Origin of the sequence: Zoogloea sp. (assembly GCF_028693495.1) — a bacterium.
Lineage (GTDB): Bacteria > Pseudomonadota > Gammaproteobacteria > Burkholderiales > Rhodocyclaceae > Zoogloea.
In genome coordinates this window covers 1-12,816 of record NZ_JAQUVG010000098.1, presented here as the reverse complement: position 1 = coordinate 12,816, position 12,816 = coordinate 1, and the positions used below count along the sequence as shown (strand labels likewise).

Sequence of the window (12,816 nt, the reverse complement as noted above, 5' to 3'; positions counted from 1 at the left end):
ATCTCCCCGGCGATCTGCATCAGTTCTTGCGTTCGACACGCCAGGGAAAACTCCAGGTCGAAGTGGATGCGCCAGTCCTACGCCAATTCAGTCAACAGCTGGACAAGGCCGCCAGCCGCCTTTCCCTGGCCATTGCCTTGGCAGCCCTGACCATCGGCTCGGCTATCGTGGTGAGCGCTCACGGAGCCATGCTGCCAAAAGATCTGGGAGCTTTTGGTACGGTGGGTTTCATTGGTGCGCTGATCGGAGGACTCTGGCTGCTCGTATCCATTCTGCGCAGCGGGCGCAGATTTTAAGACTTGGGTGGAACCGGCACTGACGGTGCTGCACGCCTCAGCAAGTCGTCCTCAGGTTCATCCCGGAAATCCCTGGCGATACGGGCAAATTCCCCGGCCTGCCGCAACATTGCCTCCACGATATCCGGATCAAAATGCAGCCCCCGCTCCTCGCAGATCATCCTTACCGCATCCTCATGACTGAAGGGCGGTTTGTAAACTCGACGGGAAATAAGCGCATCATAGACATCCGCGACGGCCATCAGACGTGCCGAAAGCGGAATGTCATCACCCGCCAGTCCTTGTGGATAACCACTGCCGTCCCAGCGCTCGTGATGACTATAGGCAATCTCAGCGGCATAGCGTAAAAACGACCCGGTCTCTACTGTACCCAGGGCCAGTTCAGCCTGGAGAATCGCATTTCTCCCATATTCACAGTGCTGCCGCATGATGACCCACTCCTCAGCCGTCAACTTTCCCCTTTTGAGAAGGATGGCATCCGGCGTCGCCACCTTGCCCACATCATGGAGCGGTGCCGACTTGAAGAGCAGCTGGATGACCTCCTCGCTTAGCTGCTCTCTAAAACGGGGATGCTGCCGGAGCGTTTCGGCAAGCAGACGTACATAGTGCTGAGTTCGACGGATATGGTTGCCTGTCTCATTGTCACGGGCTTCAGCGAGAGCACAAAATGCGGTGATTGTCGCAGCCTGCGCAGCAATCACCTCCTGCTTGCTGGACACCAGCCGTCGAGACTGCTCGCTGATTTCCGCAGTGCGTTCGGCAACCAGCAGCTCAAGATCGGCATTACGCCTCTGGAGGGCTCGAGTCGCGCGCGACAGGGCAAGATGAGTGCGCACGCGCGCTCTCACCACAGGAGGGGAAATAGGCTTGTGAATGAAGTCTTCAGCCCCGAGACTGAAACCCATTTCCTCATCTTCGGGACGATCCAGCCCGGTCAGGAACATAATCGGTATGTAACAGGTACTGTCCGAGGCCTTTAGCAGACGGCACACCTCGAATCCATCCAGTCCAGGCATGACAACGTCGAGCAGAATCAGGTCGGCCCGACCACCTGCAGCCAGATACATCATGGCTTCCTCGCCGCTGGTTGCTGGATGAACGTCATACTCGACGGCCAGCGCGTCCTCCATGACCAGAAGGTTGTCAGGCTGGTCATCCACCACCAGAATATGAGAGCGTTGTTTCATGATCTGCGCTTGACGACACTCACCACCGTACACTTGAGATGCTCTTTCAGCATAGTCCCTGTTCCGAAAGCTTCTCAGATCATACCCTTTCCGTCCCCTGGTCCCCCATATCCTTCCGATGTCCAAAATCTTCAGCTTTCCACCCATCTCGCGGGGGGATGCCCACACTCTCATCCTGGGGAGCATGCCGGGGGGCTCATCCCTCCGGGCAGAGCAGTATTACGCCCATCCCCGCAACCGGTTTTGGCCCATCATGGGCGCCCTGATCGGCGCGCATCCCACACAGCCCTACTCCGACCGAGTGCACAAGCTGTCTTCGGCGGGCATCGCCCTGTGGGATGTGATGCGCTGCTGCGAACGCGCAGGTAGCCTCGATAGCTCCATCAATGGAGATTCAGTCGTGACCAACGATTTCGAAGGTTTTTTCGCGGATCACTTGCAGATTGACAGAATTTTCTTCAACGGAATTACCGCTGAATCCGTCTTCAAAAGACTCGTCCTGCCAAAACTTGCCCACAACAACTATCAATTACAGCGCCTTCCCTCCACCAGCCCTGCCAATGCGGCATGGTCCCTGGAAAGTCACCTAAAGGTCTGGCAATCCATTTTGAAAGGTACGTCCAGCCCGCTTCATCGGTCTCAGTAAAGTGACGAATGGCAGCCCCAGGGCGACGGCGTGTTGATGCTCATCAGCCCATCGGCGATCAACAGGCGCCTATAATAAGGCTACTTTGATACGTGCTGGAGTCAGACCATGTTCAAGAATATTCTCGTACCTACCGACGGCTCGGAACTGTCGGCCTCCACGGTAGCCCGGGCGATCACCTTCGCTCAGGAAGCGAGTGCAACGCTGGTGTTTTTCTACGCCCAGCCTGACTTCCCCATGCCCATCTACGGGGAAGGCGCGCTGATCGATCCGACAACCCCGGAACAGTTCAGCAAAGCCGCTGCAGCTGAGGCTGAGCAGATCCTCGCTCGAGCAAAAACCAGTGCAGACGCTGCAGGCGTATCCGCTCGAGGCGACACCACGGTGAGTGAAGTCCCCTACGAAGCGATTATCGATGCCGCGGAGCGGAACGACTGCGATCTGATCTTCATGGCATCTCATGGTCGGCGAGGATTGAGCGGGTTCTTGCTCGGCAGTGAAACCCAGAAAGTGCTCACCCACAGCAAAATTCCAGTGCTGGTCTATCGCTGAGGGCATTGCTGACCCGATCGATTCCAGAGAACCTGCCCCAAACCATGCCATAGCCTTAAAATTCGCCGGCTCCGCTACCTGAAATTGCTTTGGCGGACGATATCAGCTGATGATAAGGCTCCTAATCCGAGCCTTGCGGTCTCATGCTGCGCTATTCCTGCTGCATTACACGATACGTCGTCTTGATCACGAGAGCTTCGCAGTTACGGGTACGCCCGGTCACCCTCACGCAACTGCGCTCCACTTCATTCTCTGTAAACAACATATGCCGTGGGGCCAGTCCAGAATGCGCCTTCCGTGCAAGCAGCACCCTCAATCGACATCGGCCCCATTGACTTGCTCAGCCGTACGCTGAAAAAAAAGCGTGACCAGGCTTGAACCTGCACAGGCCAGCCAGAAACCAAAAAAGCCGATCGAATAAGTGGCAATAGGCGAGTAATGAACCGACTGCCCGAAAAGGTACAGTTCCTGGGGTGCAAAAACCGTGAAGAACACAACCTCAGCAAAACCAGCCACCAGAAACGACGGCCATAGCACCTGAATCAATTTTGACATCGTTGGCTCCTGAAACAGGGGCTTACACATTCAACGACCGCAAGAACGAAACTCTTCTTCGGCCGTGTGGTTCTTGGCGAATCGCCACAGAGAGAAGCCCTCATTGCAAGGACAAAACCAATCCAAGCAGACTTAAACGGCGAATATCGGTGCTGAACAGCGTTTTCCAGGCCATGGTTTCCATCGTTTCAATCAACAGGCTTAAGATCGGACGAATCAATCCTGATCTCCGTCTCCGTGGGAAGGAACGCGGTCCCCGTCAAACGCCAGCTGCGGGACTCATCTTCTAGCAAAATTTTCCAGTGGGCCGTACCGAGTGCCATCGGAATTGCCGCACGGTAAACAGGTCCACTTCGCTCCATCACCAGTTGCTGGTCCAGACCACCACGGGTGGGATGGGCCAGGGTCACAAGCAACCGCTCCGGAAGGGAAGAGCCTCCTTGACTGGCGAGCTCAACCTGCAGTGCCTCGGCAGCGAACTTGACTTTCGCGGTCAAGCCCAGTTCAGCCGCTGCATTCGCTTTGGCCAAGGTCTGATTGATGGCCAGCCCCTGCTTGTAATAATCATCTGCCACCAGACCATCAAACGACTTGATGGCCAGCCAGAGGGTAATCCCGCCGGCAACGATCGCCGTCGCAGGCATCAGCATCAGGAGCCAGGTCCAGCGCTCCTTGTACCAGGGATTGGGGTTGTGCTTGGCGTGGGCGGACGTGTTCATATAAATCAGACTCTCTATCGTGGCATCAGGAAGGACGTTTTTTCACGAACAGAGACCGTCTCATCATCAAGGGCCTTGACTTCAATGTACACCACGTTGGAACCCGGCTTTCCGGACTCAGGAGGCGCGGCCACTTCGACCGTCACGGAACGGGCACCCGCAGAATCGACCTCAAAAGGCTCGGAGGGAGAAATCTGCACACCATCAAGGCCGCTGGCAATGAGCGCGAAGCGACGAGGCTTCTCGGCCATGTTCATCACATGCAGATTGTACACGTTGGCGATGAGCCCGCCCTCCACCTCACGACTCAGGGTAGAACGATCCTTGATCACATCCACTCGCAGCGTCGAGCGGGTCGCAAGACCCCAGACAAATGCCGCACAGATGGCCACCAGCACCCCAGCGTAAATCAGAATACGGGGGCGCATCACATGAGCCACAATTTCCTTGCGCCCCCAGTGACGCTTTATCGCGTTCTCGGTCGTGTAGCGAATCAATCCCTTCGGATAATTCATCTTTTCCATGACCTGGTCGCAGGCGTCAATGCAAGCTGCGCAGCCGATACACTCATATTGCAGTCCATCCCGGATATCGATGCCCGTAGGACAAACTTGTACGCAAATACCGCAATCCACACAGTCGCCCCTTGATACAGTTTTGGGGTCAACTCCCTTCTTACGCGGACCACGGGGCTCACCACGCTCGGGATCGTAGGTGATCACCAAAGTGTCAGGGTCAAACATCACGCCCTGAAACCGGGCATAGGGACACATGTACTTGCACACCTGCTCGCGCATCACACCCGCAAACAGGTAAGTGAATCCACCGTAAAAAAGGATCCAGAAGAGCTCCCACGGGCCGAAACTGAACGTTGTTGCAGATTCAACCAGTTCATGCATGGGTGTGAAGTAACCGACCAGTGTGAAACCAGTCCACAGGGACAGGGCTCCCCATGCACCATATTTCGCTGCTTTAATGCCAAGCTTCCTAGCACTCATGGGCGCTTGATCCAGCTTCATGCGCTGGCTACGGTTACCCTCGATCTTCTCCTCAATCCACATGAAAATCTCGGTGTAGACCGTTTGGGGACAGGCGTAGCCACACCAAAGTCGCCCCGCTACTGCCGTAAAGAAGAACAGCGCATAGGCGCTAATGATGAGCAGGATGGCCAGAAAAAACACATCCTGAGGCCAGAATACCCAATCGAAGATATAAAATTTGCGCTCAACCAGATCAAGGAGCACCGCCTGCCGGTTGTTCCAGGGTAGCCAGCACAGTCCATAAAAAAGGATCTGGGTTGCCCACACAAGTATCCAGCGCCAGGTCGCAAACCGACCTGTCACTGCCCGGGGGTATACCTTCTGCCGAACAGCGTAGAGGGTATCTTCCATTTCACCGCCCGTCTTGGCCTGGAGCACAGGCTTGGCGGAGGTTTGGATGTCTGGCTGAGTCATGATTGAAAAATCATAATATTCTAATATTCAACTTCGAAAACTCCCCGGGGAATGCCCGGGGAGTCGGCGATCAGGAGCATTGCTCAACTCCTGATTCGCAGTTTACTGCTTGCCTTCTGCAGGAGTACTGCTCTTGGACAAACTCAGCACATAACCGGCCAGCAGGTGAACCTTGTCTTCGCCAAGGAACTCTTTGAAGGCGGGCATCTGGTTGACACGACCATTGGTCACCGTCTCGATGATCGTGGCTTCAGAAGAACCATACAACCAGGTCTTGTCGGTAAGATTGGGGGCACCGACGGCGGCCATGCCCTTACCTTCGGGGCCATGACAGGCAGCACAATTCTGGCCGAACAACTCTTTACCACGCTGCGCGCGCAGAGAATCGTGGGCCAGGCCAGACAGGGAACGAACGAAGTTAGCCACGTCCTTCGTTCCCTCAGCACCCAGCGCCGGACCAAACGGGGGCATCATTCCCTGACGCCCCCCCAGGACGGTGGTTTTGATGGTTTCAGGCTCACCACCGTACAACCAATCCGCATCGGTCAGATTCGGGAATCCTTTGGCCCCCTTGGCATCAGCACCGTGGCACTGAGCGCAGTAGGTCAGAAACAGGCGTTGCCCCATCGCGTTGGCTTCTTTGTCCGCCGCCACTGCATTGAGGTCCATCGCTCCGTACTTGGCGAAAATGGGACCGTACTTCTCAGCTGCGGCCTTCTGCTCCGCCTCCCACTGCCCCGCAGCAGACCAGCCCAGTTTGCCCTGGTTATTACCGAAACCGGGGTACATGGCCAGATACGTGATCGCAAAAACGATCGTGATCCAGAACATGTACATCCACCACCGCGGCAGCGGGTTGTTGTACTCCTGAAGGGTCTCGTCCCAGATGTGGTCATGCAGACCTACCGGGCCGGAGGTCCGCTTCGTCATGTTCGAGACGAGCACGAACACGCAGAAGCCGATACTCAGGAACACCAGTACCATCACATAGGCGTTCCAGAAACCGCTAACAAAGTCAGCCATTTTGATTTCCTTCCTTGGTTTGCCGCCCCGTTGCAGGAGACGGCAAGTCGTCCTCGCCGAACGGAAGGAGCGCAGCCTCCTCGAACCCCTTGCTCGCTCGCTTGCTGTATGCCCAGAGGCTGATCGCGATGAAACACACGAAGCCCAACACCGTTACCACAATGCGCGCGTCATTGATTTCCAAGGTGCTACTCCTTTCCGCTCTCCGACTAAATTATTGTTTTTCCGACGCTGCAGCAGGCGCCACCGCCGGAGCAGCCGCAACCTGCTTGCCCGCCTGAAGCGCCGTACCCAACCCCTGAAGGTAAGCCACCAGAGTATCCAGCTCGGTCTTGCCTTCCAGCGCCTTGCGGGCACCGGCGATCTCTTCATCGGAGTAAGGCACACCCACCTTGCGGAGAGCAGTCATCTTGGCCTCGATATCATCGATCTTCGCCGGACGGTCAAGCCACGGGAAAGCCGGCATGTTGGACTCCGGAACCACATCGCGGGGATTGATCAGGTGAATCCGGTGCCATTGGTCCGAGTAACGCCCACCCACTCGGTGCAGATCCGGACCGGTACGCTTGGAGCCCCACTGAAAGGGATGGTCATAGACATACTCCCCTGCCACCGAGTAGTGACCGTAACGCTCGGTCTCCGCCCGGAAGGGACGAATCATCTGAGAGTGGCAGTTATAACACCCCTCGCGGATATAGATGTCACGTCCCACCAGACGAACGGGATCATAGGGCTTGAGACCTTCCACCGGAGTCGTGGTGGACTTTTGATAGAACAGCGGAACGATCTCCACCAAACCGCCAACGCTGACCGTCATCAGCGTGAAAACGATCAACCAGCCAACCTTGCGTTCAATAAAGTCGTGATTCGATTGCGCCATGATTATCTTTCCTCCGATCAGGCGTGGGCACCGGCAGGAGCCAGCACCGGAGCGTCATAGGCCTTCTGACCGGCAATGGTCTTCACCATGTTGTAGAACATGATGACCATGCCCAGCAGGAACAGCAGACCGCCGACTACACGAATGGTCCAGAACGGGTAGCTGGCCTTCACTGATTCAACAAAGGAGTAGGTCAGGGTGCCGTCCGGGTTGGTGGCGCGCCACATCAGGCCCTGCATAACACCGGAAATCCACATGGAAGCGATGTACAGCACGATACCGATGGTAGCGATCCAGAAGTGGGTCGTAATCAGTTTGGTGGAATACATCTCGGTCTTGCCGTACATGCGCGGAATCAGGTAATACATGGCGCCAATAGACACCATGGCAACCCACCCCAAGGCACCGGAATGCACGTGTCCGACAGTCCAGTCGGTGTAGTGCGACAGGGCATTGACCGTCTTGATGGACATCATCGGACCTTCAAAGGTCGACATGCCATAGAAGGACAGGGAGGTGATCAGGAACTTCAGGATCGGGTCGGTGCGCAGTTTATGCCAGGCACCGGACAGGGTCATGATGCCGTTGATCATACCGCCCCAGGACGGAGCCAGCAGGATGAGGGAAAACACCATACCGATGGACTGCGTCCAGTCAGGCAACGCAGTGTAGTGCAGGTGGTGGGGGCCTGCCCACATGTAGGTAAAGATCAAGGCCCAGAAGTGCACCACCGACAGGCGATAGGAGTACACCGGACGGCCAGCCTGTTTCGGCACGAAGTAGTACATCATGCCCAGGAAGCCCGCGGTCAGGAAGAAACCCACGGCATTGTGACCGTACCACCACTGGATCATGGCATCCTGAACACCTGCATAGGCAGAGTAGGATTTGGTCAGGCTGACAGGCACTTCGGCACTGTTAACCAGATGCAGCAGCGCAACAGTCAGGATGAAGGCACCGTAAAACCAGTTGGCCACGTAAATGTGAGTAGTCTTCCGGGTTGCGACAGTACCGAAAAACACCAGCGCATAGGATACCCATACCAGAGTGATCAGGATGTCAATGGGCCACTCGAGCTCAGCATATTCCTTGCCGGACGTATACCCCAGCGGCAGGGTAATGGCAGCCAGCAGGATCACCAGTTGCCAGCCCCAGAAAGTGAAGGCAGCAAGACCCGGGGCGAACAGCGGAGTGTGACAGGTACGCTGCACACAGTAGTACGACGTGGCAAAGAGAGCACAGCCACCGAATGCAAAGATCACCGCATTCGTATGAAGCGGACGCAGGCGTCCGAAGTGCAGCCATTCGGCAACGTTCAATTCGGGCCACACGAGCTGTGCTGCGGCGATAACACCGACCAGCATGCCCACGATGCCCCATACCACCGTCATGATGGCGAACTGCCGCACGACTTTATAGTTGTAAGTCTGCGATTGCATTGTGAGTCACCTCATCAAAAGAAAACAAAACCCCCCATCCGGCCAATGGACGTCCCACTGGCAGGCATCCGCGGAAGGATACGCCGCGACAAGGGCGACATTTTGACACAGATCAACTTCACTGCGCCGCCGCATGGGCGGAACTCTTTGTTTCACGCGGCTTTCCAAGTACGGGCAAGCCCGCTCTAGTGTTGCACAAAGATCCTTTCCCGGAGGCTGGTCAGTGCCGGAGATCCACACACCGCTTCAGGTTGTAGCAGGCTGTCATCATCGTCATCGCAAAGTCACCCGTGCCTGGCCGATAGTGCGCAGCAAAATACCGCACATCTGCTCGATAGCCTCGAACACATGCTCGACCCGCGCGCGCGTCCTGGCGATACGTTGGTTGCGCCGCTGCTGGCAGTCGGACAGCGGCGTGTTCCGGTGGCCCTTCCTCTGGATCTGATTCCGGAAACCGTTTTCCTTCAACCAGGCTTCCCGCCCCGCCGACGGATAGCCTCGGTCAGCACAGACGTCCAGGCTCGTATTGGCCATGTCGAACACGTTGTCGAAGTGCTGGCTGTCGTGGGTGCTCGCCGTGCCAGTCTCGATCTTGCGGATAACTTTGTAATTTTTGTCGACGTTGATGGAGACCGTGTAGCCGAACTGGCCCTTTTCGTCCTTCTTGGTCCAAGTAGCTTCGAGCTCCTTCTGGCGCAGCTTGGCGGGCTTCCAGCCGGCCGGCATCGTGCCTTGCTCGATCAAGGCCTTCTCTCCCCGGCTGTTGTGCTGCTTGGGTGCAGGCACCAGGGTCGCGTCGATGATCTGACCGCCGCGGGCGATGAAGCCTTTTTTGAGCAGCTGCGCCGAGACACCGTCGAACAGCGCTTTCGCACCGGCTTCGCCGATACACTTCTCGAAGGTCTACACCGTGGTGCGATCGGGAATGTTCATCACGTTCGCCAACCCGCAGAAGCACTGGTTGGTCTTGATGGCGCCAGGCGGTTTCATCGGGGTAGGCTCGGGACGGATGGAAAACGAGGTGATTTTACCAAGGGGGACGAGTCGAGGTTTTTCGGGATGCTCTGCTATTGAAAAGCCGGGACAACAAACAAACTGACCGCTACAGTAGAAGACATCCCCTCTGTATGTTAAGTGGGTTTTTACCTGCCGTGCGACTTTCTGATCCAGCATCCCTTATGGTGCTATCCCTTGCTTTGCATCTGGTTGTTTTCTGGCCGGAGGATACCCCACATCTGGCGGCCATCCCAGTGCAGGCATTGAGAGTAAAGCTTTCATCTCATGAAAAGGAGGCAGCCCTGCTGGCTCAAGCTGAACCCAAGCCTGCAGCGACAGAAGAAGTCACACTCAAACCTCCACCACCTAAACCCAGGAGGTCACCGAATGAGAAAGTGGCAATGGTCAGCTCATCCTCACGCAATGAAGAGGCGGGAAGCGGAGACAGCAGCCTACCCACTATTCACGAGACCTCTTTATCGATAGAGAGGCAGGAGGATCGGGATGCCCCCCGCGGCACTGCTTCGGCAGAGGTGGCAACCTATCGGCTTGCTCTGGCCCTAGCTGCGCTGAGCACGGTAAAGGACGAGTTCGCGATGCAGGATGGCGTAGTGGTGATAGAGATTCATCTTATCCGGGGGAGTTATCCTGCTCTCAAGGTCGGAAGATCCAGTGGGATTGACGACCTGGATCAAAAGGCCCTTCGGCTAATGGGCTACGCTTTGAAGGCAACGCCGATACCAGATGGGCTCACCGCAGAGGACAATTTTAGTATGCAGTTCCCTGTGGTATTTACCTCTCGCGTCTCTGGGCCGGATCAGCAGTAGGTTTCTGGCACGGAAATTGACATGATAGTCGTATGAAGCTCAAAAAGACCACGACGCCGATCTTCAAAAAAACATTTGAGTGTGTAATCGATAGATCGAAAAGCAATATCCTGCCAAGGGATCTCCGACTCGCTGATCAATCTTGCCTCCAGGGACTCCTCTCCAGGCTTGAAATCTAGATTGAGAAGCCTCGCACGGTAAATGATGTGGATCTGACTGATATGGGGAAGATCTACGAAGGCAAAAAGAGGACCCAAGGCTATTTGAGCACCAGCCTCCTCCAGGGTTTCTCGCACTGCAGCTTCGCCGCATGTTTCGTTGTTCTCCATGAACCCTGCGGGTAAGGTCCAGTAACCGTAGCGCGGTTCAATAGCACGACGACACATCAGGATTTTATCCTCCCATTCAGTGATCGCCCCAACGACAACCTTTGGATTCTGATAGTGAATCATGCCGCATTGATTGCAAACGTGTCGCGGCAGATTGTCACCTGCAGGAAGTTTCAGTGTGACAGCCGCGCCACAGTGGGAACAGAAGTTCATGGTGTCCAAGCGATCAAATTAGGCTTGTGAATTCTAATTCAACACCATGGCTTGATGCATCCCATCACTCACATCTCTCGCCTCCCCGAACTGCTGGAGCCCTCACCAGATGTTTTGGCTCCCGGATCGTCCTCGTTCACCGGTGGGCGCGATACCCGTCGAGCAGTTCTACAACACCCACGTGCTTCGGCACTCGATGGCCACCCCGCTGCAGAAGAGCGGCGTGTCGATCAAGGAGATTGCCGATTTGCTCCGCCACCGGGATGTGAACACAGCCAAGGTGTATGCCCGTGTTGACCTGGAACGCCTGCAGACGGTCGCCTTAGCTTGGTCATGGAGCCTCAGGCGGCGCCCTCCCGACCTGGGCAGCCCGGGTGGAGGCCTACCTCGCTTATCGTCGCCGCTTCGGCTTTGAGCTCTCGAGCGAGGGCGGCCGGCTCGGATGCCGTCAAACGTAACGGCAGGCAGGACAGCTCGGGCGGCTCGATGCCGCGCTCGCGCATCCAGCGCCGCAGCGGGTTGGCGTTGATCCCGTTGGTCAGCGTAACACCCACGACCGAGGCGCCGGGCTCGCCACAGGCTTCGATCAGGGACTGCTTGAACTCCTCGGAGTGGGTGCAACGGGTACGGCGGGGTTTGGTGACGTTCATGTAAGAGACTGTCTTGAAACCATCAGAGCTTGCGGAGCGCCACCCTCATCCCGCCCACGAGCAGCATGGCAATGGAGCTTTCCACGGTTCTCTCAAAATCCTTGCCGAGACGGCGTAGTCATGTGAGCCAGGCGATTGAGCGCTCAACGACCCAACGCTGAGCCTGAGGCGTAAAACCCGGGGTAAGCCGGGCGGGGATGACGACTTCGATGTGACGGGCTTCCAGCCAAGCGGAGACGTCGCCTCGGTAGGCCGAGTCGACGTACAGTTTGAATACCCGGCACAGCTTGCAGACGGCTTCCTTCACAACGTCCAAAGGACCACGGGAATCGTGTTCCTGTGCGCTGTGGACGTCGGCCGCCCAGAGTAGTCCCAAGGTATCGGTGACCAGTTGGCGCTTTCGTCCATGCACCTTCTTGCCGCCGTCGAAACCGATTTGCTCACCGCCACACGCGCTTTTCACGCTGAAGGCATCGCACAACAAGACGCTGTGGGAGGCCTGGCGGCCCATTTTTTTCCCGCGGCACTGGGTTCATGGCGTCGAGTGCCGTCTGCCAGGTGCCGTTGTCGCGTCATTTAGCGAAATGTTAGAAGACACTGCGGTAGTCGGGGAAGTCATGCGGCAAGGCGCGCCATTGGCAGCCCGTGCCGACAACATAGAGCACCGCCTCTACGACACGGCGCATCGGCAGTTTTGGAGGCCGACCTCCCGAGCCCGCTGCCTTCGCAAAAACAGGTGCAACCGCTTCCCATTGCGCGTCGGTCAGGTCGGTAGGATACGAGGTGCCCATGGCGAGCCTCCATCGACAAAGGGACTTGTCTTGGATATAGACTCACCTACGTTTCCAGACAAGCTCTTGGCGGAATGACGTGAGTTGGTCGATCTTGGCCTGGCGCCAGGTGAGATCCCCGTCCTGCGCGATGAACATCTGAGCAGAGGTTTTTGTTCTGACGTGGTTTGTGCTTGTGGACAGGTGGGAGACAAGAGGCGCGAGGGATATTTTTTGAACGTAGACGAAACAACCCCCAGTCGCTGTTGAGCGCTGGGGG

Annotated in this window: 17 protein-coding genes and 2 pseudogenes; 5 read left to right on the top strand and 14 right to left on the bottom strand. The window is 56.6% G+C overall.

From position 1 onward, the window contains the following. Positions 1-296, top strand: a pseudogene (locus tag PHD22_RS14055) (ubiquinone biosynthesis protein UbiB); the annotation flags it as partial. Here PHD22_RS14055 and PHD22_RS14050 read toward each other — a convergent pair. Beyond that, positions 293-1,483 carry an HD domain-containing phosphohydrolase gene (locus tag PHD22_RS14050; RefSeq protein WP_299868098.1) on the bottom strand — a complete coding sequence of 397 codons (1,191 nt, stop codon included), beginning with the start codon at positions 1,481-1,483 and terminating at the stop codon, positions 293-295. The pseudogene PHD22_RS14055 and the gene PHD22_RS14050 sit on opposite strands and share 4 nt — an antisense overlap. A 118-nt stretch (positions 1,484-1,601) precedes the next feature. Between PHD22_RS14050 and PHD22_RS14045 the strand changes: the two genes are divergently transcribed. Both PHD22_RS14045 and PHD22_RS14040 read left to right on the top strand, forming a co-directional pair. Next, a complete protein-coding gene (locus PHD22_RS14045) occupies positions 1,602-2,129 on the top strand; it encodes a DNA-deoxyinosine glycosylase (RefSeq protein ID WP_299868094.1) in 528 nt (175 codons plus the stop codon). A gap of 108 nt (positions 2,130-2,237) precedes the next feature. Next, positions 2,238-2,681 (top strand): universal stress protein, encoded by a 444-nt coding sequence (locus PHD22_RS14040; protein WP_299868092.1) that lies wholly within the window; start codon positions 2,238-2,240, stop codon positions 2,679-2,681. 312 nt (positions 2,682-2,993) lie between these two features. On the opposite strand, the gene PHD22_RS14035 is transcribed toward PHD22_RS14040, so the two are convergent. From PHD22_RS14035 to PHD22_RS14000, 8 genes and pseudogenes are all read right to left on the bottom strand, one after another. Next, entirely contained in the window at positions 2,994-3,236 is a 243-nt protein-coding gene (locus PHD22_RS14035; protein ID WP_299868090.1) for a hypothetical protein, read from the bottom strand. 188 nt (positions 3,237-3,424) lie between these two features. Further along, a complete protein-coding gene (locus tag PHD22_RS14030; RefSeq protein WP_299868088.1) occupies positions 3,425-3,955 on the bottom strand; it encodes a FixH family protein in 531 nt (176 codons plus the stop codon). Between the two features lie 14 nt (positions 3,956-3,969). After that, a complete protein-coding gene (ccoG, locus tag PHD22_RS14025) occupies positions 3,970-5,346 on the bottom strand; it encodes a cytochrome c oxidase accessory protein CcoG (RefSeq protein ID WP_299868101.1) in 1,377 nt (458 codons plus the stop codon). Positions 5,347-5,511: 165 nt separating this feature from the next. Beyond that, a complete protein-coding gene (ccoP, locus tag PHD22_RS14020) occupies positions 5,512-6,432 on the bottom strand; it encodes a cytochrome-c oxidase, cbb3-type subunit III (protein ID WP_299868086.1) in 921 nt (306 codons plus the stop codon). Then, the gene (locus tag PHD22_RS14015; protein WP_299868083.1) at positions 6,425-6,616 is read right to left on the bottom strand and encodes a cbb3-type cytochrome c oxidase subunit 3; all 192 of its coding nucleotides are present in this window, start codon (positions 6,614-6,616) and stop codon (positions 6,425-6,427) included. Before PHD22_RS14015 ends, ccoP begins: the two co-directional genes overlap by 8 nt. Before the next feature lie 30 nt (positions 6,617-6,646). Further along, on the bottom strand, positions 6,647-7,312 hold the full coding sequence (ccoO, locus tag PHD22_RS14010) for a cytochrome-c oxidase, cbb3-type subunit II (RefSeq protein WP_299868080.1): 666 nt from the start codon (positions 7,310-7,312) through the stop codon (positions 6,647-6,649). 17 nt (positions 7,313-7,329) lie between these two features. Then, complete coding sequence (gene ccoN / locus PHD22_RS14005) at positions 7,330-8,751, bottom strand: cytochrome-c oxidase, cbb3-type subunit I (protein WP_299868077.1); 1,422 nt, start codon at positions 8,749-8,751, stop codon at positions 7,330-7,332. A gap of 220 nt (positions 8,752-8,971) precedes the next feature. Continuing rightward, positions 8,972-9,705: pseudogene (locus tag PHD22_RS14000) on the bottom strand (IS5 family transposase); the annotation flags it as partial. 224 nt (positions 9,706-9,929) lie between these two features. Between PHD22_RS14000 and PHD22_RS13995 the strand changes: the two are divergent. Next, a complete protein-coding gene (locus tag PHD22_RS13995) occupies positions 9,930-10,574 on the top strand; it encodes a hypothetical protein (RefSeq protein WP_299868074.1) in 645 nt (214 codons plus the stop codon). Here PHD22_RS13995 and PHD22_RS13990 read toward each other — a convergent pair. Continuing rightward, positions 10,565-11,116: an NUDIX hydrolase gene (locus PHD22_RS13990; RefSeq protein ID WP_299868071.1), complete on the bottom strand. Its 552-nt coding sequence runs from the start codon at positions 11,114-11,116 to the stop codon at positions 10,565-10,567. The two genes, PHD22_RS13995 and PHD22_RS13990, sit on opposite strands and share 10 nt — an antisense overlap. Positions 11,117-11,225: 109 nt before the next feature. On the opposite strand from PHD22_RS13990, the gene PHD22_RS13985 reads away from it, so the two are divergent. Then, complete coding sequence (locus PHD22_RS13985) at positions 11,226-11,531, top strand: tyrosine-type recombinase/integrase (protein ID WP_299868068.1); 306 nt, start codon at positions 11,226-11,228, stop codon at positions 11,529-11,531. Here the strand turns inward: PHD22_RS13985 and PHD22_RS13980 are convergent. The 4 genes from PHD22_RS13980 to PHD22_RS13965 form a co-directional block, all read right to left on the bottom strand. Next, the gene (locus PHD22_RS13980) at positions 11,458-11,766 is read right to left on the bottom strand and encodes a transposase (RefSeq protein WP_299868065.1); all 309 of its coding nucleotides are present in this window, start codon (positions 11,764-11,766) and stop codon (positions 11,458-11,460) included. The genes PHD22_RS13985 and PHD22_RS13980 overlap by 74 nt on opposite strands. 118 nt (positions 11,767-11,884) lie before the next feature. Further along, the gene (locus PHD22_RS13975) at positions 11,885-12,277 is read right to left on the bottom strand and encodes a transposase (RefSeq protein WP_299868062.1); all 393 of its coding nucleotides are present in this window, start codon (positions 12,275-12,277) and stop codon (positions 11,885-11,887) included. A gap of 76 nt (positions 12,278-12,353) precedes the next feature. Next, positions 12,354-12,557: a transposase gene (locus tag PHD22_RS13970; RefSeq protein WP_299868059.1), complete on the bottom strand. Its 204-nt coding sequence runs from the start codon at positions 12,555-12,557 to the stop codon at positions 12,354-12,356. Between the two features lie 42 nt (positions 12,558-12,599). Then, positions 12,600-12,816: hypothetical protein (locus PHD22_RS13965; RefSeq protein WP_299868056.1), on the bottom strand; the 217-nt coding region annotated here is incomplete at its 5' end.

Excerpts from the sequence above, each read along its gene's own strand:
- PHD22_RS14050 (WP_299868098.1), bottom strand. The coding sequence starts at position 1,483 with ATGAAACAACGCTCTCATATTCTGGTGGTGGATGACCAGCCTGACAAC.
- PHD22_RS14045 (WP_299868094.1), top strand. The coding sequence starts at position 1,602 with ATGTCCAAAATCTTCAGCTTTCCACCCATCTCGCGGGGGGATGCCCAC.
- PHD22_RS14040 (WP_299868092.1), top strand. The coding sequence starts at position 2,238 with ATGTTCAAGAATATTCTCGTACCTACCGACGGCTCGGAACTGTCGGCC.
- PHD22_RS14035 (WP_299868090.1), bottom strand. The coding sequence starts at position 3,236 with ATGTCAAAATTGATTCAGGTGCTATGGCCGTCGTTTCTGGTGGCTGGT.
- PHD22_RS14030 (WP_299868088.1), bottom strand. The coding sequence starts at position 3,955 with ATGAACACGTCCGCCCACGCCAAGCACAACCCCAATCCCTGGTACAAG.
- ccoG (WP_299868101.1), bottom strand. The coding sequence starts at position 5,346 with ATGGAAGATACCCTCTACGCTGTTCGGCAGAAGGTATACCCCCGGGCA.
- ccoP (WP_299868086.1), bottom strand. The coding sequence starts at position 6,432 with ATGGCTGACTTTGTTAGCGGTTTCTGGAACGCCTATGTGATGGTACTG.
- ccoO (WP_299868080.1), bottom strand. The coding sequence starts at position 7,312 with ATGGCGCAATCGAATCACGACTTTATTGAACGCAAGGTTGGCTGGTTG.
- ccoN (WP_299868077.1), bottom strand. The coding sequence starts at position 8,751 with ATGCAATCGCAGACTTACAACTATAAAGTCGTGCGGCAGTTCGCCATC.
- PHD22_RS13995 (WP_299868074.1), top strand. The coding sequence starts at position 9,930 with ATGGTGCTATCCCTTGCTTTGCATCTGGTTGTTTTCTGGCCGGAGGAT.
- PHD22_RS13990 (WP_299868071.1), bottom strand. The coding sequence starts at position 11,116 with ATGAACTTCTGTTCCCACTGTGGCGCGGCTGTCACACTGAAACTTCCT.
- PHD22_RS13985 (WP_299868068.1), top strand. The coding sequence starts at position 11,226 with ATGTTTTGGCTCCCGGATCGTCCTCGTTCACCGGTGGGCGCGATACCC.
- PHD22_RS13980 (WP_299868065.1), bottom strand. The coding sequence starts at position 11,766 with ATGAACGTCACCAAACCCCGCCGTACCCGTTGCACCCACTCCGAGGAG.
- PHD22_RS13975 (WP_299868062.1), bottom strand. The coding sequence starts at position 12,277 with ATGGGCCGCCAGGCCTCCCACAGCGTCTTGTTGTGCGATGCCTTCAGC.
- PHD22_RS13970 (WP_299868059.1), bottom strand. The coding sequence starts at position 12,557 with ATGGGCACCTCGTATCCTACCGACCTGACCGACGCGCAATGGGAAGCG.